We start from the raw sequence: 25450 nt of genomic DNA, 5'->3' as shown, positions 1-25450 counted from the left end.
CCGTGCTGATTGCGCCAGCGCCTTAAAACACTACATTTTTGACTGAAACACCAGCCCGGCGTGCTCGCGCAGCGCGTGGAACTTGATTTTGGGCCATTGCTGCTCGACGGCGCGCAGTGTGGCGCTGTGATCGACCAGCAGCGTCGGCGCATCGACCGCATCGAGTGCGACGCGGTGCGCGTTGGCGTCCATGAATTTTTTCAGCTCGTTCGCATCGTCACACGTCACCCAGCGCGCCAGGTTGAAATTGCTCGGCATGATGCGCGCCTTGACGCCGTATTCATGCTCCAGCCGGTGCGCCACTACTTCAAACTGCAACTGGCCGACAGCGCCCAGCAGCAAGAGCGAGCCCGCGATGGGCCGGAACACCTGAATCGCGCCTTCTTCGCCCAGCTGCGTCAGGCCGGCGCGCAGCTGCTTGCTGCGCAGCGGATCGGCCACTTCGACGGCGCGGAACATTTCCGGCGCAAAGAAGGGCAGGCCGGTGAACTGCAGCGCTTCGCCCTCGGTCAGCGTGTCGCCGAGCTGCAAGATGCCGTGGTTGGGAATGCCGATGATGTCGCCGGCAAACGCCGTGTCCAGCAATTCGCGGCGCTGGCTCATAAAGCTGACCACGGTGTTGGGCCGCATTTCCTTGCCGCTGCGCACCACCTTGAGCTTCATGCCGCGCGTGAACTCACCGCTGGCCACGCGCAGGAAGGCAATCCGGTCGCGGTGCGCTGGGTCCATGTTGGCCTGGATCTTGAACACCACGCCGGAAAATTTCTTTTCTTCCGGATGCACGATGCGCTGCATGGCCGGGCGGTCGGCTGGGGCAGGTGCCAAGTCGACCAGTGCATCGAGCACCTCTTGCACGCCAAAATTATTGATGGCCGAGCCGAAGAACATTGGCGTCTGTTTGCCGCGAAGAAATTCTTCGCGGTTAAATGCGGGCGAGGCGCCTTCGAGCAGTTCCAGCTCGTCCTGCGCCTGGGTAAATTCGGCGCCGAAGCGTTTGGTGGCCTCAGCATTGTCCAGACCGGCCAGAATTTCATCGTCGCCACCGGCCTTGTCGGCACCCGCGTCGAACACGCGCATGCGTTGTTCGCGCCGGTCATAAACGCCGTGGAACAGCTTGCCCATGCCGACCGGCCAGGTGAAGGGCACCACCGCCATGCCGAGTTCGCGCTCAATCTCGTCCATGATGTTCATCGGGTCTTGCACTTCCCGGTCCATCTTGTTGACAAAGGTCAGGATGGGCGTGCCGCGCGCGCGGCAGACTTGCAACAGGCGGCGCGTTTGCGGCTCGACGCCGTTGGCGGCGTCGATCACCATCAGCGCCGCATCGACGGCGGTCAGCACGCGGTAGGTGTCTTCGGAAAAATCCTGGTGGCCAGGCGTGTCCAGCAGATTGATCACGCAATCCCGGTATTCCATCTGCATGACCGACGAAGCGACGGAAATGCCGCGCTGCTTTTCGATTTCCATCCAGTCGGACGTGGCGTGGCGTGCGGCTTTTCTAGCCTTGACGCTGCCGGCGATCTGGATGGCGCCCGAGAACAGCAGCAGCTTTTCAGTCAGCGTGGTTTTACCCGCGTCGGGGTGGGAAATGATGGCAAACGTGCGGCGGCGCTTGACTTGTTTGGCAATTTCGGTGGTTTCGGACATAACCAAGGATTATCGGTGACATGGCGCGTCCGGGCGCTTCGGACAAGCCGGCTGCGCGGGCCTGTTCAGAAGGGATAAGGCTGGCTGGCGGTCCAGTGCAGGGTTTCGCTCTGAAAATCATAGCGCGCCATGCAGGCCAGTTCGCCGCCGATGCGCGCAGAAGCGTAAGACAACAGGCTGATGCCCGGGATACGCAGGCGCAGCGCTTCTCTGTCTGCAAAACTGGCCAGCCGGACTTGCACTTCCGGCATCGGCCAGGCATCGGCGTAAAGGCCGACCGTGACATGCGGCGTATAAGCATCATAGAAATCGTTCAAGCTGCCGCCTGCCAGGCATTGGCGCAGCGCCGCGATCTGTCCGCCAGCGTTTTGCACCGCAAGATAGGGAGCCGACGTAAAGCTGGCCAGCGCGCCGACCTCAATATCAAAAGGGCGGGGCTGCGCATGGCGCAACGCCGCCAATTGCGCTGCCAGCGCCGCCACACCAAAATCGTCAGCGTGTTCGGGACACGCGCCGGGAAAGCCGCAAAGGCTCAGCGTCACATGCGGCTGGCGGCAGTAATCGGGCAGTAAAAGGCCAGACAAATGCCTTGCCGCCGCCGCCACCCGTTGCCGCAGGGCCGGAACGTCCACCTCCAGCGCCCACAGCGCGTAATGCGGTCGGCCCAGGTGCCATTCGGGAAAATCGCGCGGCTCGTTCCTCAGTGTCAAGCCGTTGGGGGCTGAAAAAGCAGTTTCCATTGTCTGTTTAACTGCCGCCGCTTTCGTCGTTTTGGCGGGCAAAACGTGGCTGGCGGACGCCGTCAATCACCACTTCTTCGTTAAACATGGCGGCCGGTCGCACCCACAGGCCGCGTTCGCCATACAGCGCGCGGTACAGCGTCAGCGGCTCCAGCGTTTCGCTGTGACGCACCGTACCGATGACTTCGTAGGGTTGGCCTTTGTAGTGGCGGTAAAGTCCGGGCGGGATTTCGGTCAAGGACGGCAAAGAATCTGGCATGGGCAATCAACAGGGAATAAAGAAGCTGGGACAATAGGGCGATGCATCCTAACGCCTTACTCGACTGTTGTACCGAGCTTCTCAAGCAGGTTCTTAAATTTGACCATCCCGCCGACATGGTGGTGTCGCGCTATTTCCGCGAAATGCGGCTTGGCCCGCGTGAGCGCGCCACCGTAGCAGAAACCATTTATGGGGTGCTGCGCAAAAAAAATCTCTATGCTTATCTGGCCCAGCACGGCGTCGGCGTGCCCGAGCGCCGTCTGGCGATCCTGGGTTTTGCCGCCCCGCGCGATTATCTGGAAGGCGCACTGACCGATCAGGAGCACGACTGGCTGTCGCGCTGCGACCAGGTCAAGCCGGAAGACCTGATGGAGCTGCACCGCCACAACCTGCCGCAGTGGCTGGTCGAGCCGCTGAAAGCGCAATTGGGCGACGACTTCTGGCCACTGGTCGAAAGTCTCAATGCCCCGGCCGGACTCGACTTGCGCGTCAACACTTTGAAGGACAAACGGGCTGATGTGCAGAAGGAGCTTGCGCGAGCAGCTATTAAAACCGTAGCGACTCCGTATTCTCCGTGGGGCTTGCGCTTGAGCGACAAGCCGCAGCTCGCGAATGTGGATGCCTTCAAGCGCGGCGCGATTGAAGTGCAGGACGAGGGTTCGCAATTGCTGGCGCTGCTGGTTGACGCCAAGCGCGGCGAAATGGTGGTGGATTTCTGCGCTGGTGCAGGCGGAAAAACGCTGGCGCTGGGCGCCTCAATGCGCACGACGGGCCGGCTTTATGCCTTTGACATCTCGGCGCATCGGCTGGCGGCGCTCAAGCCGCGACTGGCACGCAGCGGTTTGTCGAACGTGCATCCGGTGGCCATCGCCCATGAGCGCGACGACCGCATCAAGCGGCTGTCCGGCAAGATTGACCGGGTCTTGGTCGATGCGCCGTGCTCGGGTCTGGGCACGCTGCGGCGCAACCCGGACTTGAAATGGCGGCACAAGCCCAAGGCGATTGAAGAGCTGACGGCCAAACAAACCGCCATTTTGCAAAGCGCTGCGCGCTTGGTGAAACCGGGCGGACGGCTGGTGTATGCCACCTGCAGCATCCTGCGCGAAGAAAACGAAGCGATTGCCGAAGCATTCAGCGCTGCAAATCCAGATTTCCAGGTACTTGAAGCGGAGCCCTTGTTGACCCATATGGGGGTAGAGCATGCTGACAAGCTTTGTCGGGGGCCGTATTTGCGGCTTTGGCCTTACCTGCACCAGACCGACGGATTCTTTGCAGCGGTCTGGCAAAAAGTTGGTTGATTTGATTCCGAAGCCGGTAGATGCCCGAACTTGACTCTTTTAAAGCGCGTTTGAAGGGCTTAAACCACAGTATTGCGGAGAAGGGTCTTTCTAATTCGGGGTAGGCAATTTACAATCAAGACTTGTCTGGCGCCGCCCTGGAGACAAGTCTGGAATGCGTGGCGGGTGCATATTACTTAAAAGGACTTTTATGTTTTTGTTCGATGCCGCCCTTGACTGGTTGGCTCATGGTCTGCTGGCGGCAAGCTGGTGGGAAATCGTGCTGTATGCATTGGTGACGACGCACATCACCATCGTCAGCGTGACGCTTTACCTGCACCGCCACCAGGCGCATCGTTCGCTCGATCTGCACCCGATTCCTGCGCATTTCTTTCGTTTCTGGCTCTGGCTGGCGACCGGTCAGGTCACCAAGGAATGGGTGGGCGTTCACCGCAAGCACCACGCCAAGTGCGAAACCATGGAAGACCCGCACAGTCCCCATGCCCACGGCATCAAGACCGTGCTGTATACCGGTGCCGAACTCTATCGCGCAGAGACAAAAAATAAGGAAACCATCGCCAAGTATGGCCGGGGTACGCCAGATGACTGGATTGAGCGCAATCTGTACACCCGTTTCAGCTGGCAGGGCGTGGGCTTGATGCTGATCATCAACCTGGCGTTGTTCGGAGTGGCGGGCCTGGCGGTCTGGGCCGTTCAGATGGCCTGGATTCCCATTACCGCAGCAGGCATCATCAATGGTATCGGCCACTACTGGGGCTACCGCAACTTTGAAGCGTCGGACGCCAGCACCAATGTGTCACCTTGGGGCATCATCATTGGCGGTGAAGAACTGCACAATAACCACCATACCTACCCCACATCGGCCAAATTTTCGGTCAAGCCGTATGAATTCGATATCGGCTGGGGTTATATCCGTGCCTTGGAAATCGTCGGCCTGGCCTCAGTGAAAAAAGTGCCGCCCAAGCTCCGGCTGGGCGCTATCAAGCCAGTGGCTGACGAGAAAACACTTGAAGCCTTGATTGCCCACCGCTACGAGGTCATGGCTGGTTTTTCGCGGGAACTGCGTCGTGCCGGCAAGGCCGAGATTGCGCTGCTCAAGGCTAAAAAAGCCGATGTGTCGCTGTTGCGAGCAGCCAACCGCTGGTTGCACCGCGATGAAGACAAGGTGCCGGCGTCAGCCAGGCCGCAGCTTGCGCAGGCGCGTGCCGAGTATCCCGTCCTCGACAAGATGGTCACCATGCGCGAAGAGCTTCGCCAGATGTGGCTCAGCACTTCAGCTTCACGCGAACAACTGACCAGTGATTTGCAGGCCTGGTGCCACCGGGCTGAAGAAAGTGGTATTACGGCTCTTCGTGAATTCTCGATACGATTGCGGGCTGCGCGCACAATTTGACAGTGCAATAAACCCAGCAGATACTTTTCAAAGCTGCCGCAACGTTAAGTCGTTGCGGCAGCTTTTTTTATGGACAGGGCGGATGTGTGACTTTAAAAGTCATTACCGAGTCATTGCTGGAGAAGTCGGGTTTTGAGGCGCGACCCAACCGCTTTCTGCTATAGCCGGGTGCAGCATATGAACCTTCATATGTTTTGCGGTTCGTGTTGGCAAGGAAAGTGGTTCTTGGAGCTCATCACTCTGTGATTACTGGCATTGTGGCTGCTGATCTTTTATTGAAGAGATGCAATCGGGCATAAAAAAACCCGTTGAAAATCAACGGGTTTTTTGCAAACCAAAAAGGCTTTGCAGGAATCAAGCTGAATTACTTCAGTTTGATTTCCTTGTATTCCACATGCTTGCGTGCTTTAGGATCAAATTTCATGATCAGCATTTTTTCAGGGGTGGTTTTCTTGTTTTTGTCGGTCGTGTAGAAGTGACCGGTGCCAGCTGTTGATTCCAGCTTGATTTTTTCGCGTCCGCCTTTAGCCATGATGGTTCTCCTTAGACTTCACCGCGAGCACGAAGGTCCACCAGGACTGCATCGATGCCGTTTTTATCAATCAAGCGCAGACCGGCTGCGGTGATGCGCAAGCGCACCCAGCGGTTTTCGCTCTCGACCCAGATACGGCGGTACTGCAGATTGGGCATGAACCGACGCTTGGTTTTGTTGTTTGCGTGAGAAACATTGTTTCCCACCATCGGGCCTTTGCCCGTTACCTGACAGACGCGTGCCATGAGCGCACTCTCCGTAAAAAATTGGAAATAGGATGCTGAAAACTGATTGGATCCGTGCTGGACAGACCCTACGAATGCTCAGCTAAGCCATAAATTATAGCCCGAAAATAAAATTCTTCAAAAATTGGACTTTCGGCGGCGTTCGGAATGTCAGTGCCGCAACTGCGGTACGACTGAATTCGCAAGGGCTGGGATCAAGCGTTTTGATCCAGAAAGCGCTGGGCATCCAGTGCCGCCATGCAGCCGGTGCCTGCGCTGGTAATTGCCTGGCGGTAGATGTGATCCTGCACATCGCCAGCGGCAAACACGCCCGGCACACTGGTCATGGTGGCCAGCCCTTGCAGTCCGGTTTTGGTGATGATGTAGCCATCTTTCATCTCCAGCTGACCCATAAAAATATCGGTGTTAGGCTGATGGCCAATGGCAATAAAGCAGCCTTGCACAGCGATGTCTTGCGTGGCATCGCTTTGCGTGCTTTTCAGGCGAACGCCGGTGACGCCCGAAGCATCGCCCAGCACTTCGTCCAGCGTGTGGTGCAATTTCAGCTCGATCTTGCCGCTAGCGACCTTTTCATGCAGCTTGTCGATCAGTATGGCTTCAGCCTTGAAGGTGTCGCGGCGATGCACCAGCGTGACCTTGCTGGCAATGTTGGACAGGTACAGGGCTTCTTCCACCGCCGTATTGCCGCCGCCCACGACGCAGACTTCCTGTCCCCGGTAAAAGAAACCGTCGCAGGTCGCGCAGCCCGATACTCCGCGTCCCATGAAAGCGGTTTCAGACTCAAGCCCCAGGTATTTGGCCGAAGCGCCAGTGGCGATGATCAGGGCATCGCAGGTGTAAGTGCCGCTGTCGCCCGTCAGCGTAAAAGGCCGCTGGCTCAGGTCAACCTGGTTGATATGGTCAAAAATAATCTCGGTGTTGAAACGTTCGGCATGGGCCAGAAAACGCTGCATCAAGTCCGGCCCCTGCACGCCATTGGCGTCGGCTGGCCAGTTGTCCACATCGGTCGTGGTCATGAGCTGGCCGCCTTGGGCGATGCCGGTAATCAAGACCGGGTTGAGATTGGCGCGTGCTGCATACACGGCGGCGGTATAGCCGGCCGGGCCTGAGCCGAGAATGAGAACTCTGGAGTGTTTCATGGTTAAAAGCCCGATGGAAAAGTGTTGGAACTCAGGTAGAGTCAAAGCGCGTTTATATCTGTCCAGTAAGGGGAAACTTTGACAGCATCTGTTTTTCGCGAAAGCGCGGCCATTGTAGGAAATCATGCGACAGATGTTGGCGCTAAGGGCTGGAAAGCATTTCCATGACCACCATAGTGTCCAACCTCGAATTGATTCGGCGCGTGCCACTTTTTTCCATGTTGACCGCCCAACAGGCGGCGTCAGTGGCGCAAGCCGTGGTCAAACGTCGCTTCAAGCGGGGCGAGGCCATCGTCGAGCAGGGCAAAAAATCCAATGCACTGACCCTTCTTTTGACGGGGCGGGCGCGAGTCATCAGCTGTGATTCACGGGGGCGCGAGGTGATTCTGGCCACTTTGCGTCCGGGTGACTATGTGGGCGAGATGAGCCTGATTGACGACGAACCGCATTCAGCCACGGTGCTGGCAGAAGTGCAAACCGATGCTCTCATCCTGGGGCAAACAGAATTTGCGCGCTGCATGCCCGACATGGACTCCATGGCGCATGCGATTCTCAGGGGGTTGGTGCAGCGTTTGCGCCATGCCGACAGCAAGATCGAATCCCTGGCCTTGATGGATGTGTATGGCCGCGTGGCCAAGGCGCTGCTGGAGTTTGCCGGAGCAAACGCCACGAATCAGGAAGGCCATGCCGTGATTCCCGACCGCGTCTCGCGTCAGGATGTGGCCAAAATGGTCGGTGCTTCGCGCGAAATGGTCAGCCGGGTCATGAAAGACCTGGAAGAGCGCGGATTCATCGTGACGCGCGACGATGGCTCGCTGCTGGTCATGTCGCACCTGTATTCACTGGTCTGACGTCTCAAGCGCTTACAGTTACAGGCGATGCCTGTTCCAAAATCCGTTTCCAACTGCGTTAAGCTCTGAGACCCGTCTATGACTTACTCGCTTGATACCCTGAACTCCCGAAATTCTCCTGCTGTGGGTGCGCCCAGCGGCTTTAAACGTTTTACCCGCGAAGCTGGTTTGATCTTCGGGCTGGTTGGCCTGCTTTTCTGGTTAGCGGCCCTGCTGAGCTATTCGCCGCAGGATGCTGCATGGTCCACATCCGGTAGCCCGGAAGTTGCCAGCGGCGTTTTGGTGGCCGCCAAAAACTGGGGTGGCCATCTGGGTGCCTGGGTTGCTGATGCCAGTTATTTTTTATTCGGGTTTTCCGTCTGGTGGGCTTTGGCGGCTGGTTGCCGGGCCTGGTTGATTTCCCTGACGCGCGGTTTGCGCGACGACAAGCAGATTTCCCTGCAATCCCGACGGGCCAGCCGCATCCGATTTTGGCTCAGTTTGCTGGTGCTGCTGGTGGCCAGTGCGGCGCTTGAATGGTCTCGCCTGTATCGTTTTGAGTTCAGGCTGCCCGATCATGCCGGTGGTGTGATTGGCTATTTTCTGGGGAATCTGAGTGTCAAATGGTTGGGTTTTGCCGGCTCAGGCCTGATCTTTATCGCCTTGGGAGTGATTGCAGTCGCCAGCGTCTTCAATTTTTCCTGGGCGCATGTTGCGTTGTCGCTGGGCGGTCGCATTGACCGTTTAATGATCTCTTTGCGTGCAAAGCGCGAGCTCGCCGCAGACCTGGCCGTAGGCAAAAAAGCCGCCCGCGAGCGTGAAGAAACCCTGATTGACGAGCGCATCGAGATCGAGGAACACCATCCGGTTCCCATCATCATCAAGCCACCGCTCGAAGCGCTGACCAAGGCCGAGCGAAGCGTAAAAATCCGGCCCCAGGCTCCCACTGCGTCGGCGCGACCCGGAGCCGCCACCACCGCGCCGTCTGCAGCGTCTGCCTCAAGGTCCAAACTGCCGCAGGTCGGTTTGCTCGACACCGCCTTGCAGCGGCAAGAAAGCGTAGCGTCCGAAACGTTGGAAATGACCTCGCGGCTGATCGAGAAAAAACTCAAGGACTTTGGCGTCGAAGTGCGTGTGGTCGCCGCAGCGCCCGGTCCGGTCATTACCCGCTATGAAATTGAACCCGCCACAGGCGTCAAGGGCTCGCAGGTCGTCACGCTGGCCAAAGACCTGGCGCGCGCGCTGAGTCTGGTGTCGATCCGGGTGATTGAAACCATTCCCGGCAAAAACTACATGGCGCTCGAGTTGCCCAACGCCAAGCGGCAGATGATCAAGCTCAGCGAAATTCTGGGCTCGCAGGTCTACCACGACGCCACCTCGCTGCTGACCATGGGCCTGGGTAAAGACATTGCCGGAAACGCCGTCGTGGCTGATTTGGCCAAGATGCCGCACTGCCTGGTCGCCGGTACGACCGGTTCGGGCAAGTCAGTCGGCATCAACGCTATGATTTTGAGCCTGCTGTTCAAGGCCGACCCGCGCGATGTGCGGCTGCTGCTGATTGACCCCAAGATGCTGGAAATGAGCGTTTATGAAGGCATTCCGCACCTGCTCGCGCCAGTCGTGACCGACATGCGCCAAGCCGCGCACGGCTTGAACTGGTGCGTAGCCGAAATGGAAAAGCGCTACAAGCTGATGAGCAAGCTCGGCGTGCGCAACCTGGCCGGCTACAACGCCAAAATAGACGAGGCTAATGCCAACGGGAAGTTCATCTACAACCCCTTTAGCCTCACGCCTGACGAGCCCGAGCCGCTGCAGCGCCTGCCCTACATCGTCGTGGTGATTGACGAGCTGGCCGACCTGATGATGGTCGTCGGCAAAAAGATTGAAGAGCTGATTGCGCGCCTGGCGCAAAAGGCCAGAGCCGCCGGCATTCACCTGATCCTGGCGACGCAGCGTCCCAGCGTCGATGTGATTACCGGCTTGATCAAGGCCAATATTCCCACGCGTTTGTCCTTCCAGGTCAGCAGCAAGATCGACAGCCGCACCATTTTGGACCAGATGGGCGCCGAGGCTTTGCTGGGCATGGGGGACATGCTTTACATGCCGAGTGGTACGGGCTTTCCAATTCGCGTGCATGGTGCGTTTGTGAGCGACGACGAAGTGCACCGGGTCGTGGCCTATCTCAAGCAGCAGGGCGAACCCAACTATATTGATGGCGTGCTTGAAGGCGGCACGGTCGACGGCGAGGGCGGAGACCTGAGCGGCGATGCTGGCGGCGAGAAAGACCCGATGTACGACCAGGCCGTGGAAGTGGTGCTGAAGAATCGCAAGGCCAGCATTTCGCTGGTGCAGCGCCACCTCAAGATCGGCTACAACCGCGCCGCGCGGCTGGTCGAAGAAATGGAAAATGCCGGGCTGGTCAGCGCCATGAGTGGCAGCGGCCAGCGCGAAATTCTGGTGCCCACAAGGGCGGAGTGATGTGATGAAACAATTTTTTGCTACTGTTTTAATAGCTGGTTGCGCCCATGCAGCCTGCGCAAACGGCCTGGAAAGCCTTGAATCCTTCGTCAAGACGGTCAGCAGTGGTCGCGCCGACTTCTCGCAGGTGGTGACCGCGCCAGCCCGTGAAGGCCAGACGCCGCGCAGCAAGACCTCCAGCGGCACCTTCGAGTTTTCGCGCCCGAACCGCTTCAAGTTCATTTACCAAAAGCCGTTCGAGCAAAGCATCGTGGCTGACGGCCAGACCTTATGGCTCTACGACGCCGACCTGAATCAGGTCACGGCGCGCAAGCAGTCTGCTGTTTTGGGATCGACGCCCGCCGCGCTGATTGCCGCCGCGCCTGATTTGCGCGCGCTGCAGGCCGATTTCAACCTGACCGCCGCCCCTGAAAAGGACGGCCTGGAATGGGTGGTGGCCACGCCCAAGACCAAAGACGGACAACTGCAGACCGTGCGCGTCGGTTTTCGCGCTGGCGACAAACCTGCCGCCAAACCGGCTGAACTGGCGGCGCTGGAAATCCTCGACAGCTTCGGCCAGCGCTCGGTGCTGACTTTCAGCAAGGTTGAGGTCAATCCCAGCCTGGCCAAAGACACGTTCCAGTTCAATCCGCCCAAGGGCGCGGATGTGATCCGGCAGTAACCCGGCTGCCTTGCCGCGCAGGGCTGCTGCCAGCCGCGCGGCAGCGGCAACCCAAGCCAAGGCGCTGACTTTATGGCCAAAACCCCCGCATCGTCTCATCAACCGCTGGCCGAACGCCTGCGGCCCAGGAACCTGGGCGAAGTCATTGGCCAGCAGCATTTGCTGGGCGCCGGCTTGCCGCTGCGCATCGCGTTTGAATCCGGCGAGCCGCACAGCTGCATTTTGTGGGGCCCGCCCGGCGTGGGCAAGACCACCATTGCCCGGCTGATGGCTGGCAGCTTCGACGCGCATTTCATCACCATTTCTGCCGTGCTCGGCGGCGTCAAGGACATCCGCGAAGCGGTCGAGCAAGCCACGATCTGGCAGGCGCAAAGCGGTCGGCGCACCATCGTGTTTGTCGATGAAGTACACCGCTTCAACAAAAGCCAGCAGGACGCTTTTTTGCCGCATGTCGAAAGCGGCCTGTTCACCTTTATCGGCGCGACCACTGAAAACCCTTCGTTTGAAGTGAACTCGGCTTTGCTGTCGCGCGCCGTGGTGTATGTGCTGCAGCCGTTGACGGAAGCAGATCTCAAGCAAATCGTCGCCAGAGTCCTTTCAGAGCGTTCGCTGCCAGCTATAGAAACCATAGCGAATGAAGCGGTGGAACGGCTCGTGGCCTATGCCGACGGCGATGCCCGCCGGTTGCTCAACACGCTCGAATCGCTCAGCGTCGCGGCCAAAGCTGAAAAAATCACCGCCGTGACCGATGCCTGGCTGCTCAAGGTGCTGGGCGAGCGCCTGCGCCGCTACGACAAGGGGGGTGAGCAGTTCTACGACACGATTTCGGCGCTGCACAAATCGGTGCGCGGCTCTGACCCGGATGCCGCTCTGTATTGGTTCATGCGCATGCTCGACGGCGGTGCGGAGCCGCGTTACATAGCGCGCCGCCTGATCCGAATGGCCAGCGAAGACATCGGGCTGGCCGACCCGCGCGCGCTGCGCATGGCGCTCGATGCCGCTGAAGTTTATGAGCGGCTTGGCTCGCCCGAGGGCGAACTGGCGCTGGCGCAATGCGTGGTGTATCTGGCGGTCGCGCCCAAGTCAAATGCGCTTTACAAGGCTTTTAACGAGGCCAAGGCCTTCATCAAGCAAGACGGCACCCGGCCAGTGCCAATGCACCTGCGCAATGCACCGACAAAGCTCATGAAGCAGCTTGATTACGGCAAAAATTACCGCTACGCGCATGACGAGGAGGGCGGTTTTGCAGCCGGTGAAAACTACTTCCCCGAAGGCATGGCTGCGCCCGGTTTTTACCGTCCCGTCAATCGTGGTCTGGAGATCAAGATTGCCGATAAGTTGAATGCGCTGAAGGCCAAAAACCATCAGAAGAACTGATGCCTTGCAAAACCCGCTGATACAAACGGGTTGCGTTGAAAAATCCCAATTCGTCGAGGGTTTACCCCGGAAAAACTGTCGCATTGGCGCGTTTATCGCCAAAAACCTTTCGCTACAATTCGCGCATTAGCTCGCCACCTTCACCCGTTATCTCAGGGTGACAGGCGGGCTTTTTGTTAACTCGCGTGTGTCCACGGTGATCCCAGGGGCTTACGGCGCCAGCAGAGTTGGCTAATTCAAACAAACGGAGCGAAATATGGATGTATTGCTACAGCAGATCATCAACGGACTGGTCCTGGGCAGCATGTACGCCCTGATTGCTCTGGGCTACACCATGGTGTACGGGATCATCAACCTGATCAACTTTGCGCATGGAGAAGTCCTGATGGTCGGCGCGCTGACCAGCTGGACCATCATCGGCTGGATGCAGGAGTCCATGCCCGGCACACCGGGCTGGCTGATTTTGCTGATTTCCTTGCTGATTGCTTTTGTGGTGTGCGGCGCGCTGAACTACACCATCGAAAAAGTCGCTTACCGGCCGCTGCGAAACTCGCCCAAACTGGCCCCCTTGATTACTGCCATCGGTATGTCGCTGCTGCTGCAGACGCTGGCCATGATCATCTGGAAGCCCAACTACAAGCCGTACCCGACGCTGCTTCCGGCTGAACCGCTGCAAATTGGCGGCGCAGTGATTACTGTCACGCAGCTGTTCATTCTGGGCACCACCGCAGTGTCGCTGTCGATTTTGATGTGGCTGGTGAACTACACCAAGCTGGGCCGCGCCATGCGGGCCACTGCTGAAAACCCGCGCGTTGCCGCGTTGATGGGCGTGCGGCCCGATACCGTTATTTCGGCAACCTTCATCATTGGTGCTATTTTGGCCGCGCTGGCTGGCGTGATGTACGCGTCCAACTACGGCACGGTGCAGCACACCATGGGCTTTTTGCCCGGTCTGAAGGCGTTTACCGCCGCTGTGTTTGGCGGTATTGGCAACCTGGGCGGCGCGGTGCTGGGCGGGATTTTGCTCGGGCTTATCGAAGCGATTGGCGCGGGCTACATCGGCCCGCTGACCGGCGGCGTGCTGGGCAGCCAGTATTCAGATATTTTTGCCTTTATCGTGCTGATTTTTGTGCTCACGCTGCGGCCTTCCGGCTTGCTGGGTGAACGTGTGGCGGACCGGGCCTGAGGCCGGACAACGAACCGACCCACAAGGAGAAAACTGATGAAAACCAAAAAAATCGCGACTTTTTTAATCGTGGCACTGGGTTTGCTGGTGCTGCCTTTGCTGCTGCAGCAAGGCGGCAACGCCTGGGTGCGGATTGTCGACATGGCGCTGCTGTACGTGCTGCTGGCGCTCGGGCTGAACATCGTGGTCGGCTACGCCGGCTTGCTTGACCTGGGCTATGTGGCGTTTTTTGCTGTCGGCGCGTACCTTTTTGCGCTGCTCGGCTCGCCGCATCTGGCCGAGGCTTTTCCGTGGATTGCCGCGAATTTCCCCGCCGGCCTGCACCTGCCGATCTGGGCCACGATACCGATGGCTGCGGTTGTAGCGGCTTTCTTTGGCATCTTGCTGGGCATTCCGGTGCTCAAGCTGCGCGGCGACTACCTGGCTATCGTGACGCTGGGTTTTGGCGAGATCATCCGCGTGTTCCTGAACAACCTGGACCGCCCGATCAACCTGACCAACGGCCCCAAGGGCATCAACCAGATTGACTCGATCAAGTTCTTTGGCTTTGACCTGGGCCAGTCGCACAACTTTTTCGGCATCGAGTTCAGTTCTGTGTCGATGTACTACTACCTGTTTTTGGTGCTGGTGATTATCTCGGTCATCATTTGCGACCGGCTGCAAAAGTCGCGCATTGGCCGCGCCTGGATGGCTATTCGCGAGGACGAGATTGCCGCCAAGGCGATGGGCATCAATACCCGCAACATGAAGCTGCTGGCGTTCGGCATGGGTGCCACTTTTGGCGGCGTGTCGGGCTCGATGTTTGCCGCTTTTCAGGGCTTTGTGTCGCCCGAATCGTTCAGCCTGATGGAGTCGATCATGATCGTCGCCATGGTGGTGTTGGGCGGCATTGGGCACTTGCCCGGCGTAATTTTGGGCGCGCTGCTGCTGGCTGCGCTGCCAGAAGTGTTACGCCATGTGGCCGGGCCGCTGCAGGCCATGACCGATGGCCGGCTCGACTCGTCCATCTTGCGCCAGTTGCTGATTGCGCTGGCCATGATCACTGTCATGCTGATGCGTCCGCGTGGTCTGTGGCCTTCGCCTGAGCACGGCAAGTCGCTGAACAAGCGGCCCGGCAAAGACCCTATCCAGTCCATCAACCCTTAAGGAGAATGGACATGAGCGAAACTATTTTGAATGTCTCGGGTGTTTCCAAGCGTTTTGGCGGTCTGCAAGCCCTGAGCGATGTCGGCATCAAGATCCAACGCGGCCAGGTGTATGGCCTGATCGGCCCGAACGGCGCTGGCAAGACGACTTTTTTCAATGTGCTGACCGGGCTGTACACGCCCGACAGCGGCACGTTTGAGCTGGCCGGCAAGCCCTACAAGCCCACCGCCGTGCACGAAGTGGCCAAGGCCGGCATTGCCCGCACCTTCCAGAACATCCGTCTGTTTGCCGACATGACGGCGCTCGAAAACGTGATGGTGGGCCGGCATGTCCGCACCCATTCCGGCCTGATTGGCGCCGTATTTCGCACGCCGGGCTTCAAGCGCGAAGAGGCGGCGATTGCTCAGCGCTCGCAGGAGTTGCTTGACTATGTCGGCATCGGCAAATATGCCGATTTCAAGGCGCGTACCCTGAGCTACGGCGACCAACGCCGGCTGGAGATCGCCCGGGCGCTGGCCACCGACCCGCAGCTGATCGCCCTGGACGAGCCGGCTGCCGGCATGAACGCCACTGAAAAAGTCCAGTTGCGCGAACTGATCGACCAGATTCGCAAGGACAACCGAACCATCTTGCTGATCGAGCACGACGTGAAACTGGTCATGGGGCTGTGCGACCGCGTGACGGTGCTGGATTACGGCAAGCAAATTGCCGAGGGCGTGCCCGCCGACGTGCAGAAAAACGAAAAAGTGATCACCGCCTATCTGGGCTCAGGTCATTAAAGGAAACGACGACTATGGCAAATACACTTCTCAAGGTGACCGGGCTCAAGGTGGCTTACGGTGGCATTCAGGCCGTCAAGGGCGTGAACTTCGAGGTTCATGAGGGCGAACTGGTCACGCTGATCGGCTCGAATGGCGCTGGCAAGACCACCACCATGAAAGCCATCACCGGCAGCCTGCCGATGCTGGACGGCGACATCCAATATTTGGGCAGAAGCATCAAGGGACGCGGTGCCTGGGATCTGGTGGCCGAAGGCCTGGCGATGGTGCCCGAAGGTCGCGGTGTGTTTGCCCGCATGACCATCACCGAAAACCTGCAGATGGGCGCTTACGTGCGCAATGACAAGCCTGAAATTGCTGCCGACATTGAAAAGATGTTCGTGCTGTTTCCGCGCCTGCGCGAGCGCAAAGACCAGCTGGCCGGCACCATGTCGGGCGGCGAGCAGCAGATGCTGGCAATGGGCCGCGCGCTGATGAGCCGGCCCAAGGTATTGCTGCTGGACGAGCCGTCGATGGGCCTGTCGCCGATCATGGTGGACAAGATTTTTGAAGTGATCCGCGATGTGTCCGCACTGGGCATGACGGTGCTGCTGGTGGAGCAAAACGCCAGCCGGGCGCTGGGCATTGCGAACCGGGGCTATGTGATGGAGTCGGGCAATATCACCATGAATGGCGACGCCAAGTTGCTGCTGGATGATCCCCGGGTTCGGGCGGCTTATCTGGGCGAGTGATTCTGGGTTGCTTCGGCTGTTTGCGCATAGCCTGCTTGCGTGGACAGCTATTGAATTTGTAGCGGTGTGATTCTGCTAAGTTTTGCTGGCCGGGGTTGCCCGGCGGCAACTTACTTGTCTTTTGCTTCGCCAAAAGAAAGTAAGCAAAGAAAAGGCGACCCGGCTGGCTGGGTCCCTGCGCTTCGATTCGGGCAACCTGCGCTGCCCAGGCAAAGCGGGGGTCGAGCTCGAACTCGCTTCGCTCAGACAATCGCTCGCCCTGATCCCGCTTTGCCTGGTCATCACAGGCCCAGCCAGAACGGGTGGGGATAAATACCGAATACCCACCCATCTCTCCATGCGTATTCTGGTTGCTACTAATTAAATAGCTGCCTGCGTACGCTGGCTGTGCGCAAGCGCCTTAAACGATTCAAAAATCTCAATCTACCCGCGCGCCGGACGCCCTCACCACCTTTTCATACTTCGCCCGTTCGCCTTTCATGAACGCCTCGAACTGCTCGGGCGAACTGGCGACGGGTTCGGCCATCAGTGTGCTGAAGCGGGCTTTGTTTTCGGGCGCATTCAGCGCGGCGACGAAGGCTTGATTGAGCTTGGCAACCACGTCTTTGGGCGTGTCGGCCGGGGCGACCAGTCCCCACCAGGTGTCAATTTCAAAGCCTTTGAGGGTTTCGGCCACGGCGGGTACATTGGGCAGGAAGGCGCTTCGCTTGGCGGTGGTGACGGCCAGCGCTTTGAGCTTGCCGGCCTTGATGTTGGCCGAAGCCGTTGCCAGGTTGTCGAAATTGAAGTCGACTTGGCCGCTCAGCAGTGCCAACTGGGCCGGGTTGCCGCCGTTGTACGGAATGTGCAGCGCATAGATGCCAGCCTGCGACTTGAACAACTCACCGGCCAGATGGCCCGCGCTCCCGTTGCCGCCGCTGGCGTAGTTGAGCTGGGCCGGGTTGGCTTTGCCGTAGCGGATCAGGTCGGCCAGCGTGTTGATGTTCAGGCGGCGCGCGGTGTCGGCGTTCATCACCAGCACATTGGGCACGCGCACCATTTGTGTGATGGCGGCAAAGTCGGTGGCGGCGTTGTAGGGCATCTTGGTGTAGAGCCACGGGTTGATTGCATGCGTGGCGACGGCGGCAATGCCCACCGTTAGCCCGTCGGGCGCAGACTTGGCGATCGCGTCGACGCCGATGTTGCCACCGGCACCGGGCCGGTTTTCAATGATCACCGTGCCGAGTGAATTTTTCACGCCTTCCGCCATCATTCGGGCAGTGACATCAATCGGGCCGCCGGGCGCATAGGGCACGATGATGCGCATGACTTTGCCACCGGCTGCAGGCGTTTGCGCCAGGGCGGCAGGGGCGACGAGCGCGGTTACCGTGCTGAGTACCAAGGCACCAGCGGTAATCAGTGATTTTCGGCGCGAGCCAGCCGGCAGCAAGGGTTTGATTTTCATGGCTATTCTTATAAAAATAGGCCGCTGGCGCTTGTTGGGCAAGCGCTGGAAGCTATGGTTTCAAGAGTTTTTCAGGCAGCGGAAACAGTGCCAGTCAGGCTGATACGGCCTTCGCCTTGTCGGCCTCGGTGGTGAACGCGTCAGCAAAAAATTCTTCTACCGGCAAGCCCGCCAGCGCGCTGTAGGCGTCGCGCGCTGACTCGACCACAATCGGTGCGCCGCAGGCATACACCTGGTGGCCAGAGAGGTCGCTGAAGTCTTCCAGCACCGCTTGATGCACAAAGCCGGTTCGGCCGATCCACTGGTCTTCTAGCAGTGCGTCGGAGATAACGGGGATGTAGCGCAGATGAGGCATCTCGGCGATTTTGGCCTGCATCCAGTCGTGCATGTACAGGTCAGCCGGGCGGCGTGCGCCCCAATACAGCACGGCGGGGCGCGTAATATTTTTGTACTGCATGTGCTCGATCAGCGCCTTGATGGGCGCAAAGCCCGTGCCTGATGCCAGCAGCACCAGCGGTTTGTCGCTGTCCTCCCGCAGGAAAAAGCTGCCGTAAGGCCCTTCGATGCGCAGAATTTCCTTTTCCTTCATGCCGCCAAACACATGCTCGGTAAATTTGCCGCCCGCCATGTGGCGAATGTGCAGTTCCAGGCCCGGCGTTTCGGTCTGTGTGTGCGGCGCATTGGCCATCGAGTAAGAGCGGCGGTCGCCATCGCGCAGCAAAAACTCGACATATTGGCCGGCGTGGTATTTCATCATGTCGCTGGCGGGCAGTTGCAGGCGAATGACCATGACTTCACTCGACGCGCGCTGCATGCTGGTCACGCGCACCGGCATTTTGCGGATCGGAAAAGCGCTTTCGTCGGTCACCTGGCGCGACTCCAGCACCACGTCGCTGTGCGCCACACCGCAGCAGGTCAGGATGAAGCCGCTGGCTTCTTCTTCAGCTGACAGCGCTTTGAGCTGGTGCGTGCCGTGCGTCACCGTGCCTTCGAGCATTTTGCATTTGCAGGAACCGCAAGCCCCGTCTTTGCAACCGTAGGGCAGGCCAATGCCCTGGCGAATGGCCGCTGCCAGCAAGGTTTCGTCGGCGTTGGCGCTAAAGCTGCGGCCACTGGGAAGCACGCTCACGTTGAAACTCATATTCGGTATCCTTCAGGGTTCTATGACTCGACCGGGCTGGTTTTCCAGCACCACCCAATTTTGCCCTCAAACCTGAATCCCCTTGGCGCGCTGCCCGCACGCTTTCGACGCCAGCGCGTGCTGATCATTGGCTGTGGCGATGTCGGCCAGCGCGTGGCGCGCGAACTGTCGCCGCACATCAAGCTCATGGCCTTGACCTCGTCGCCTGAAAAAATGCCTGCGATGCGCAGCGCGGGCATCACGCCTCTGCTGGGGAATCTAGACCAGCCCGCCACACTGCGGCGGCTGGCCGGACTGGCAACGCGTGTGCTGCACTTGGCACCGCCGCCCAGCCACAACCCGAACTGGCGCCATGACCCGCGCACCCAGGCGTTGATGCGTGCGCTGCGCCTGCGCAGCCTGCCGCAGTCGCTAGTCTATGGCTCGACCAGTGGGGTGTATGGCGACTGCGCAGGCGCGCGGGTTGATGAAACCTGGCGCGTAAATCCGCACACGCCGCGCGCGCAGCGCCGCGTCGATGCCGAAGGCCATGTGCGGCACTTTGGCCGCGCCACAGGCACGCCGACGCATGTCCTGCGCATTCCTGGTATTTACGCCACCGACCGCGAAAACGGAACGCCGCGTGAGCGCCTGCTCAAAGGCACGCCGGTGTTGTGCCGCGAAGACGATGTATTCACCAGCCATATCCATGCTGATGACTTGGCCCGGGCCTGCATTGCTGCCCTGTGGCGCGGCAAACCGCAGCGCCTGAGCAATGTCTGCGACGACACGCAACTGCTGATGGGAGACTATTTTGATCTGGCCGCAGACCTTTACGAATTGCCCCGACCGCCACGCGTGGCGCGTGACAGCGCCGATGAAAAATTGCCGCCCATGCAGCTGAGCTTCATGAGCGAGTCCCGGCGGCTCAGCAACCAGCGCATGAAAAAGGATTTGAAACTGGTGCTGCGCTACCCCACGGTGCGTGAGGGTTTGTGCGGTTTACGAATTTGAAAATCTCCGCACCGGCTGCAGCCGGTCAAACGGTGGTTTTTTAGCCAAATAAACGACGATTTAATGCGCTGGTGCATAGCCAGCGGGCGCAGTGAGCTATAAAATAAATAGCATCACGCGGTTTTTCAGTCAGCCCGGGGCGGGTTTTCGCCGCAGCCAACCGCCTTGCGCACAGGCCGGAAAGGCTTATATCACCCAAAGTGCGACAATATAAAGCTAAATGACCTCTTCTTTTTCCAATCTTTCGCTGGCAGAACCGCTGGCACGCGCCGTAGCCGAAATGGGCTACGAAACCATGACCCCCATCCAGGAACAGGCCATTCCGGTCGTTCTGCAAGGCAAGGACGTGATGGGCGCCGCACAAACCGGCACCGGCAAAACCGCTGCTTTTGCGCTGCCTTTGCTGCAGCGCATGATGAAGCACGAAAACGCTTCGACCTCGCCGGCACGCCACCCGGTGCGGGCGCTGGTGCTGCTGCCCACGCGTGAGCTGGCCGTCCAGGTGGCCGAACAGGTCAAGCTCTACGCCAAATACACCAACCTGACCAGCGCCGTCGTGTTTGGCGGCATGGACATGAAGCCGCAAACCGCCGAGCTGAAAAAAGGCGTTGAAGTGCTGGTCGCCACGCCGGGCCGTCTGCTTGACCACATCGAAGCCAAAAATACGGTGCTGAACCAGGTCGAATATGTGGTGCTCGATGAAGCTGACCGCATGCTGGACATCGGCTTTTTGCCCGACCTGCAGCGCATCCTGAGCTACCTGCCCAAGCAGCGCATCACACTGCTGTTTTCAGCGACGTTCTCGCCTGAAATCAAGCGCCTGGCCGCCAGCTTTTTGCAAGACCCGGTAACGATTGAAGTCGCACGCTCCAACGCCACCGCCTCCACGGTCGAGCAGCATTTCTACAGCGTGAGCGCCGATGACAAGCGCCGCGCCTTGCACCAGGTTCTCAAGGGCCGCGACATCAAGCAGGCATTTGTCTTTGTCAACAGCAAGCTCGGCTGCGCCCGACTGGCGCGTTCGCTGGAACGCGAAGGCCTTAAAACCACCGCGCTGCACGGCGACAAAAGCCAGGACGAGCGGCTCAAGGCACTCGATTCGTTCAAAAGCGGCGAGGTTGACCTGCTGGTCTGCACCGACGTAGCCGCACGCGGACTGGACATCAAGGATGTGCCGGCGGTGTTCAACTTTGACGTTCCGTTCAACGCCGAAGACTACGTACACCGCATTGGCCGCACTGGCCGCGCCGGCGCTTCGGGGCTGGCCGTGAGTTTTGTCGCCAGCAGTGATCAGCGGCTGGTGACCGATATTGAAAAGCTCATCAAGACCAAGATCGAACTGGAGCCGATGGAGTTTGAGGAAGACACGCCGCGCATCAGTGAGCAGGGCCGCATCAACGACGGCCGCCGCATGTACCGCCAGGCCGAAGAGGGCGGAGCATCCGAATCCCGTCAACCCCGCGAGCGCACCGAACGCCGGGAACGCCGCGAATACACGCCGCATCGCCAGCCGGCAGTGTCTCGCGATCCGTTTTTTGAGCGCCCTTATGAGGCGGGTGCTCCGGCAGAATCCTTGCCGTCCTGGGAAGTGGCCGCCAAGGCGAATCCTGCGCGCAACGGGGTATCTGCCAACATCAAGCCCAAGAAGAAAATCGCTGCGCTGTTCAAGTCCTCCTGACGCGCTGGCAGGCTGAACTTGATTAAGGGCCGCCATAAAAGAGGAAAAATCCTCGGCTTGCGGGCTTGACCCGGCAACCTACGCCGAGCTTTCAGCCCTCTTTTTCTGAATCTGACGCGGCTGTCCGTCCCTCATTTAAAGATACGCCCTGTACGCTATCGTCATGATGGTCACTCTCTCTCCTAAACTCCGGGCGCTGGCAGCCTTGGGGCTTTCAATGCTCCGAAAAATTTACCAGCCTTTGTGGCGTGCTGTAAACCAGTGGATCGCTGCCGACGGAATGCGCATGAGTGCGGCCATGTCGTTTTACGGCATCCTCAGCTTGGCGCCGCTGCTGGTGTTGCTGGTGGCGGTGATGGGCTGGTGGCTGGATCGCAGTTTTATTGAAAGCAGCCTGGTAGCCCAGATTGGCAGCGTGATTGGCGAGCAGGGCGCACAAGTCCTGCAGCAAGCCATGACCAGCGCCAAGGAACCTTCAGAAGGCATCACGGCTTCGCTGTTTGCATTCGGGCTGCTGATTTCGGGCGCGACCGGTGTTTTTGCAGAACTGCAAAACGCTTTCGAGCGCCTGTGGCGGCAAGGCAGCGACCAAATGTCCAGTCAGAAATGGTGGTACGGCGCCAGTCTGCGGCTGCGCGGTGTGGCCTACATCCTGGCTTTGGGGTTTTTACTGCTCGTCTCGCTTGCCGTGTCTACCTTTACCAATCTGCTGTCGGGCTGGGCGGGTAACTACCTGCCTCTTGAAAAAGTAGTTTGGGTGATTAACGAGGTGGTCTCGATTGCCTTTTGCGTGGCGCTTTTTCTGGGGCTCATGCGGATGAGTTCCGGGCCCAAGCCGTCTTTGCGTTTTCTGGTGATGGGCTCGGTCGCCGGGGCTATTCTTTTCCAGGTCGGCAAGTACCTGATGGCTTATTACCTGTCTACTGCTGCTGTGGTGTCAGCCTACGGCGCAGCAGGCTCGCTGGTGGTGATTTTGATGTGGATTTATTTCTCGTCCGGTGTGCTGCTGCTGGCTGCCAGCATGGCGCGCGCCTGGGCAGACGAGGCGGCCCAGGCCGATGAGAACAAGGCGGCATCCCTGTCTGGCGCTTAGCGTGACCTATGTCCGCAAGCCAATGACGATTTAACCCTTGGCTGGCTTATTTTCCCGGTACCTGCGACTGCTCGCAAGCTATTTGAATCAACTCAAACGCGCCCGCAGCCCCCAGCTTGGCTGCACTCAAGCAGCCGCCCCAAACGCAGCCCGTGTCCAGCGGCAGCGTGTTGTTGCGCAAGCCGGTGTGGTCACTAGCATCTGTCACCAAGGTTGACCAATGCCCGAAAGCGACAGGCGTGTCTTGCGTCGCGCGTCCCGGCACTTCAAACCACGGCATATAGCCCTCGGGGGATTGGCTTGCGCCTTCGTTGCTGCCGAATTCCATCGCACCCTCTGCGGTGCAAAACCGCAGGCGTGTCAGGGCATTCACGATCACCCGCAGCCTGTCCGCGCCTTTAAGGTCGTCCTGCCACTGGCAGGGCAGGTTGCCATACATGGCGCGCAAAAAGTCTTTCAGTTCAAGTCCGCGCAATGCGGTTTCCACTTCTGCCGCCAGCGACATGGTTTGCGCAGCAGTCCATTGCGGCAAAGCGCCCGCATGCACCATCAGCCAGCCGTGGCAATGCATGGCCATCGGGCGGTGCCGCAGCCAGTCGAGCAATGCTTCGCGGTCTGGCGCCTGCAAGATGTCTTGCACGGTGTCGTGGCGTCCTGGCTTGCGCACGCCTTGCCACAGCGCCAGCAAGTGCAGGTCATGGTTGCCAAGCAGGCACTGCGCCGCATCGCCCAGCGCCATCAAGCTGCGCAAGGTGCCCAGCGAATCAGGGCCACGGTTTACCAAGTCGCCTAAAAGGTACAAGGTATCGCGGCTGGGTGAAAAATCAATTTTCTCCAGCAGCCGATGAAAGGGAGCGTTGCAACCTTGCAGGTCGCCGATACAGTAAAGTGACATGCTCTTCATTCTGCCTCTGGATCCATGGATTTCCTGCTCATTCTTTTTTTAACGCTGCTCAATGGCGTCTTTTCCATGTCCGAATTGGCGTTGGCGTCCAGCCGCAAGGCTCGCCTGAACGCCATGGCGGTATCGGGTGACAAGGGATCGCAGGCGGCTTTGGAGTTGCTCAGCAATCCCACGCAGTTTTTATCTTCGGTGCAGGTCGGCATCACGTCCATCGGCATGCTGAACGGCATCATTGGTGAGGCAGCCTTTAGCGGCAAGCTGTCGGTATGGCTGCAAAGTCTGGGGGTTACGCCGGGGGCAGCTGATATTTCTGCCACGGCCATTGTGGTGCTGGTGATTACCTACGTCACCATTGTGTTCGGCGAACTGGTGCCCAAGCGCATCGGGCAGCTTTACCCCGAGACCGTGGCGCGCCTGGTGTCGCGCCCCATGATGTGGGTCGCTGCAGGCGCCAAGCCTTTTGTGTGGCTGCTGTCCTTCAGCACCCATACCGTTCTCAAACTGCTTCGGGTTGACAACAGTGCTGGCCGGGCCGTGACCGAAGAGGAAATTGCCGCCAGTCTGGAAGAGGGCGTGGATGCCGGACTAATCGAGGAACATGAGCACCAGATGGTGCAAAACGTATTCTTGCTGGATGACCGCTTGCTGACCTCCCTCATGCTGCCGCGTGCTGGTATTGAATGGCTGGATGCCTCTGCTACTGTCGCCGAGGCTATCGACAAGGCGGGCGCTACAGGCCATTCGTGGTATCCAGTCTGCCGAGGCAGCCTGGATGATGTGGTGGGCGTAGTCAATGTGGCCAAACTGCTCGCCTTGCGCGGACAGATTTATTCCACGTCGTCTGACAAATCAGCAGATGCAACGCCGACGATAGAAGACCGGATTGGTGTCTACGCGGTTCCGGCTGTTTTTGTACCTGAAACGCTGACCGGCATGGAGCTGCTTGAGCAGTTTCGCGCCAGATCTACCCGCATCTTGCTGGTGGTTGACGAATACGGCGTAGTGCAGGGCTTGATGACGCCGATGGACATGCTAGAAGCCATTACCGGAGAGCTGCAGACCGGCACGCAACTCGATGCCTGGGCTACCCGGCGTGAGGACGGCAGCTGGCTGATTGACGGCCTTATGCCGGTGTCCGAACTCAAGGCCAGGCTCGACATAAGGGAGTTGCCCGAAGAAGACCGGGGGCGTTACAACACCGTAGCAGGCTTGCTGATGTCTGTATCAGGCCATCTTCCGGTAACTGCAGAGCGCATCCACTGTGCCGGCTGGGTCTTCGAGGTGGTTGATCTGGATGGCAAACGGATTGACAAGGTGCTGGCTACCCAAATTACGGTAACTAACGGCGCTTGAATGGTTTGTGGGTATTCCGGTCGATCGTGACCGGTCATTCCGGCACATCGTGACCGGCGATTCTGGTTTGTCGTGACCGCTGATTCCGGTTGATCGTGACCGATTTTGTGCCTTGACCGGAACGACCGGTCACGAGGCCGGAATCGATGGTCATGGCACCAGAAATAGCATCGACAAGCAGCGCGTGGTGCTGCGCATATTTCTTCCCAACCGATACGGGTAGCCTTGCAAGCTTTTTTGCTGGAGCCAACTTGCCCGATACCCGAAGGATCACTATGCGCAAAATCAAGGATGTCCTGCGTCTCAAACTAGGGCCTGTTAACTCAAATTTGATAATTTGAAGCCTTGCTGAGAAACTGCGGGGATGCAACTGACTCGTGAACAATTCGACCTGATCGCCCCG

General features: G+C 59.0%; 24 protein-coding genes. 14 read left to right on the top strand and 10 right to left on the bottom strand.

The genetic code is table 11. From position 1 onward, the window contains the following. Nucleotides 1–30 precede the first annotated feature (30 nt). The 3 genes from RCH06_RS10955 to RCH06_RS10945 all read right to left on the bottom strand — a co-directional run bounded on the left by RCH06_RS10955 (nucleotide 31) and on the right by RCH06_RS10945 (nucleotide 2646). Nucleotides 31–1647 (bottom strand): peptide chain release factor 3, encoded by a 1617-nt coding sequence (locus tag RCH06_RS10955; protein WP_327081498.1) that lies wholly within the window; start codon nucleotides 1645–1647, stop codon nucleotides 31–33. 65 nt (nucleotides 1648–1712) lie between these two features. Continuing rightward, complete coding sequence (locus RCH06_RS10950) at nucleotides 1713–2387, bottom strand: 2'-5' RNA ligase family protein (protein ID WP_327081497.1); 675 nt, start codon at nucleotides 2385–2387, stop codon at nucleotides 1713–1715. 7 nt (nucleotides 2388–2394) lie between these two features. Then, a complete protein-coding gene (locus tag RCH06_RS10945; protein ID WP_327081496.1) occupies nucleotides 2395–2646 on the bottom strand; it encodes a DUF1653 domain-containing protein in 252 nt (83 codons plus the stop codon). A gap of 41 nt (nucleotides 2647–2687) precedes the next feature. Between RCH06_RS10945 and RCH06_RS10940 the strand changes: the two genes are divergently transcribed. Together RCH06_RS10940 and RCH06_RS10935 are read left to right on the top strand one after the other, a co-directional pair. Continuing rightward, entirely contained in the window at nucleotides 2688–3944 is a 1257-nt protein-coding gene (locus tag RCH06_RS10940) for an RsmB/NOP family class I SAM-dependent RNA methyltransferase (protein WP_327081495.1), read from the top strand. A 190-nt stretch (nucleotides 3945–4134) separates the two neighbouring features. After that, nucleotides 4135–5337: a DesA family fatty acid desaturase gene (locus RCH06_RS10935; RefSeq protein ID WP_327081494.1), complete on the top strand. Its 1203-nt coding sequence runs from the start codon at nucleotides 4135–4137 to the stop codon at nucleotides 5335–5337. Between the two features lie 364 nt (nucleotides 5338–5701). Here the strand turns inward: RCH06_RS10935 and rpmG are convergent, their stop codons facing one another. From rpmG to trxB, 3 genes are all read right to left on the bottom strand, one after another. Beyond that, entirely contained in the window at nucleotides 5702–5869 is a 168-nt protein-coding gene (gene rpmG, locus RCH06_RS10930; RefSeq protein WP_036855071.1) for a 50S ribosomal protein L33, read from the bottom strand. An 11-nt stretch (nucleotides 5870–5880) separates the two neighbouring features. Continuing rightward, nucleotides 5881–6114, bottom strand: coding sequence for a 50S ribosomal protein L28 (gene rpmB, locus RCH06_RS10925; RefSeq protein WP_011802583.1), 234 nt, complete (start codon nucleotides 6112–6114; stop codon nucleotides 5881–5883). A 194-nt stretch (nucleotides 6115–6308) separates the two neighbouring features. Next, nucleotides 6309–7253, bottom strand: coding sequence for a thioredoxin-disulfide reductase (gene trxB / locus RCH06_RS10920; RefSeq protein ID WP_327081493.1), 945 nt, complete (start codon nucleotides 7251–7253; stop codon nucleotides 6309–6311). Between the two features lie 164 nt (nucleotides 7254–7417). Here trxB and RCH06_RS10915 point away from each other — a divergent pair, with 164 nt between their 5' ends. From RCH06_RS10915 to RCH06_RS10880, 8 genes are all read left to right on the top strand, one after another. Then, nucleotides 7418–8104 (top strand): Crp/Fnr family transcriptional regulator, encoded by a 687-nt coding sequence (locus RCH06_RS10915; RefSeq protein ID WP_327081492.1) that lies wholly within the window; start codon nucleotides 7418–7420, stop codon nucleotides 8102–8104. A 78-nt stretch (nucleotides 8105–8182) separates the two neighbouring features. Then, a complete protein-coding gene (locus tag RCH06_RS10910; protein ID WP_327081491.1) occupies nucleotides 8183–10561 on the top strand; it encodes a DNA translocase FtsK in 2379 nt (792 codons plus the stop codon). Between the two features lie 4 nt (nucleotides 10562–10565). After that, a complete protein-coding gene (lolA, locus tag RCH06_RS10905) occupies nucleotides 10566–11222 on the top strand; it encodes an outer membrane lipoprotein chaperone LolA (RefSeq protein ID WP_327081490.1) in 657 nt (218 codons plus the stop codon). A gap of 72 nt (nucleotides 11223–11294) precedes the next feature. Then, nucleotides 11295–12599: a replication-associated recombination protein A gene (locus RCH06_RS10900; protein ID WP_327081489.1), complete on the top strand. Its 1305-nt coding sequence runs from the start codon at nucleotides 11295–11297 to the stop codon at nucleotides 12597–12599. Between the two features lie 256 nt (nucleotides 12600–12855). Then, nucleotides 12856–13785 (top strand): branched-chain amino acid ABC transporter permease, encoded by a 930-nt coding sequence (locus RCH06_RS10895; RefSeq protein WP_327081488.1) that lies wholly within the window; start codon nucleotides 12856–12858, stop codon nucleotides 13783–13785. Between the two features lie 36 nt (nucleotides 13786–13821). Continuing rightward, nucleotides 13822–14931 (top strand): ABC transporter permease subunit, encoded by a 1110-nt coding sequence (locus RCH06_RS10890; protein WP_327081487.1) that lies wholly within the window; start codon nucleotides 13822–13824, stop codon nucleotides 14929–14931. A gap of 11 nt (nucleotides 14932–14942) precedes the next feature. After that, complete coding sequence (locus RCH06_RS10885) at nucleotides 14943–15710, top strand: ABC transporter ATP-binding protein (RefSeq protein WP_327081486.1); 768 nt, start codon at nucleotides 14943–14945, stop codon at nucleotides 15708–15710. A gap of 14 nt (nucleotides 15711–15724) precedes the next feature. Beyond that, on the top strand, nucleotides 15725–16441 hold the full coding sequence (locus RCH06_RS10880) for an ABC transporter ATP-binding protein (RefSeq protein ID WP_327081485.1): 717 nt from the start codon (nucleotides 15725–15727) through the stop codon (nucleotides 16439–16441). Nucleotides 16442–16859: 418 nt separating this feature from the next. Here the strand turns inward: RCH06_RS10880 and RCH06_RS10875 are convergent, their stop codons facing one another. Next, entirely contained in the window at nucleotides 16860–17885 is a 1026-nt protein-coding gene (locus tag RCH06_RS10875) for a Bug family tripartite tricarboxylate transporter substrate binding protein (RefSeq protein ID WP_327081484.1), read from the bottom strand. Between the two features lie 94 nt (nucleotides 17886–17979). Next, nucleotides 17980–19026, bottom strand: coding sequence for a CDP-6-deoxy-delta-3,4-glucoseen reductase (locus RCH06_RS10870; RefSeq protein ID WP_327081483.1), 1047 nt, complete (start codon nucleotides 19024–19026; stop codon nucleotides 17980–17982). Between the two features lie 60 nt (nucleotides 19027–19086). Here RCH06_RS10870 and RCH06_RS10865 point away from each other — a divergent pair, with 60 nt between their 5' ends. The 3 genes from RCH06_RS10865 (at nucleotide 19087) to RCH06_RS10855 (ending at nucleotide 22790) form a co-directional block, all read left to right on the top strand. Then, a complete protein-coding gene (locus RCH06_RS10865) occupies nucleotides 19087–20019 on the top strand; it encodes an SDR family oxidoreductase (protein ID WP_327081482.1) in 933 nt (310 codons plus the stop codon). A 220-nt stretch (nucleotides 20020–20239) separates the two neighbouring features. Then, a complete protein-coding gene (locus RCH06_RS10860) occupies nucleotides 20240–21697 on the top strand; it encodes a DEAD/DEAH box helicase (RefSeq protein WP_327081481.1) in 1458 nt (485 codons plus the stop codon). Between the two features lie 166 nt (nucleotides 21698–21863). Further along, nucleotides 21864–22790: a YihY/virulence factor BrkB family protein gene (locus RCH06_RS10855; RefSeq protein WP_442799644.1), complete on the top strand. Its 927-nt coding sequence runs from the start codon at nucleotides 21864–21866 to the stop codon at nucleotides 22788–22790. A 46-nt stretch (nucleotides 22791–22836) separates the two neighbouring features. On the opposite strand, the gene RCH06_RS10850 is transcribed toward RCH06_RS10855, so the two are convergent. Beyond that, nucleotides 22837–23685: a symmetrical bis(5'-nucleosyl)-tetraphosphatase gene (locus tag RCH06_RS10850; protein ID WP_327081479.1), complete on the bottom strand. Its 849-nt coding sequence runs from the start codon at nucleotides 23683–23685 to the stop codon at nucleotides 22837–22839. A 24-nt stretch (nucleotides 23686–23709) separates the two neighbouring features. Here RCH06_RS10850 and RCH06_RS10845 point away from each other — a divergent pair, with 24 nt between their 5' ends. Beyond that, nucleotides 23710–25047, top strand: coding sequence for a hemolysin family protein (locus RCH06_RS10845; protein WP_327081478.1), 1338 nt, complete (start codon nucleotides 23710–23712; stop codon nucleotides 25045–25047). A gap of 34 nt (nucleotides 25048–25081) precedes the next feature. On the opposite strand, the gene RCH06_RS10840 is transcribed toward RCH06_RS10845, so the two are convergent. Next, the coding region (locus RCH06_RS10840; RefSeq protein WP_327081477.1) for a hypothetical protein at nucleotides 25082–25450 on the bottom strand (369 nt) is incomplete at its 5' end.

Origin of the sequence: Polaromonas sp. CG_9.5 (genome assembly GCF_035984465.1) — a bacterium.
Taxonomy (GTDB): Bacteria; Pseudomonadota; Gammaproteobacteria; order Burkholderiales; family Burkholderiaceae_C; genus Polaromonas.
This window is presented reverse-complemented; position numbering and strand designations above follow the sequence as displayed.

Coding starts and splice junctions, on each gene's coding strand:
- RCH06_RS10870 (WP_327081483.1), bottom strand. CDS start 19,026: ATGAGTTTCAACGTGAGCGTGCTTCCCAGTGGCCGCAGCTTTAGCGCC.
- RCH06_RS10890 (WP_327081487.1), top strand. CDS start 13,822: ATGAAAACCAAAAAAATCGCGACTTTTTTAATCGTGGCACTGGGTTTG.
- RCH06_RS10945 (WP_327081496.1), bottom strand. CDS start 2,646: ATGCCAGATTCTTTGCCGTCCTTGACCGAAATCCCGCCCGGACTTTAC.
- RCH06_RS10880 (WP_327081485.1), top strand. CDS start 15,725: ATGGCAAATACACTTCTCAAGGTGACCGGGCTCAAGGTGGCTTACGGT.
- RCH06_RS10845 (WP_327081478.1), top strand. CDS start 23,710: ATGGATTTCCTGCTCATTCTTTTTTTAACGCTGCTCAATGGCGTCTTT.
- RCH06_RS10915 (WP_327081492.1), top strand. CDS start 7,418: ATGACCACCATAGTGTCCAACCTCGAATTGATTCGGCGCGTGCCACTT.
- trxB (WP_327081493.1), bottom strand. CDS start 7,253: ATGAAACACTCCAGAGTTCTCATTCTCGGCTCAGGCCCGGCCGGCTAT.
- RCH06_RS10935 (WP_327081494.1), top strand. CDS start 4,135: ATGTTTTTGTTCGATGCCGCCCTTGACTGGTTGGCTCATGGTCTGCTG.
- RCH06_RS10900 (WP_327081489.1), top strand. CDS start 11,295: ATGGCCAAAACCCCCGCATCGTCTCATCAACCGCTGGCCGAACGCCTG.
- RCH06_RS10940 (WP_327081495.1), top strand. CDS start 2,688: ATGCATCCTAACGCCTTACTCGACTGTTGTACCGAGCTTCTCAAGCAG.
- RCH06_RS10855 (WP_442799644.1), top strand. CDS start 21,864: ATGGTCACTCTCTCTCCTAAACTCCGGGCGCTGGCAGCCTTGGGGCTT.
- rpmB (WP_011802583.1), bottom strand. CDS start 6,114: ATGGCACGCGTCTGTCAGGTAACGGGCAAAGGCCCGATGGTGGGAAAC.
- lolA (WP_327081490.1), top strand. CDS start 10,566: ATGAAACAATTTTTTGCTACTGTTTTAATAGCTGGTTGCGCCCATGCA.
- RCH06_RS10875 (WP_327081484.1), bottom strand. CDS start 17,885: ATGAAAATCAAACCCTTGCTGCCGGCTGGCTCGCGCCGAAAATCACTG.
- RCH06_RS10910 (WP_327081491.1), top strand. CDS start 8,183: ATGACTTACTCGCTTGATACCCTGAACTCCCGAAATTCTCCTGCTGTG.
- RCH06_RS10850 (WP_327081479.1), bottom strand. CDS start 23,685: ATGTCACTTTACTGTATCGGCGACCTGCAAGGTTGCAACGCTCCCTTT.
- RCH06_RS10955 (WP_327081498.1), bottom strand. CDS start 1,647: ATGTCCGAAACCACCGAAATTGCCAAACAAGTCAAGCGCCGCCGCACG.
- RCH06_RS10885 (WP_327081486.1), top strand. CDS start 14,943: ATGAGCGAAACTATTTTGAATGTCTCGGGTGTTTCCAAGCGTTTTGGC.
- RCH06_RS10950 (WP_327081497.1), bottom strand. CDS start 2,387: ATGGAAACTGCTTTTTCAGCCCCCAACGGCTTGACACTGAGGAACGAG.
- RCH06_RS10895 (WP_327081488.1), top strand. CDS start 12,856: ATGGATGTATTGCTACAGCAGATCATCAACGGACTGGTCCTGGGCAGC.
- RCH06_RS10860 (WP_327081481.1), top strand. CDS start 20,240: ATGACCTCTTCTTTTTCCAATCTTTCGCTGGCAGAACCGCTGGCACGC.
- rpmG (WP_036855071.1), bottom strand. CDS start 5,869: ATGGCTAAAGGCGGACGCGAAAAAATCAAGCTGGAATCAACAGCTGGC.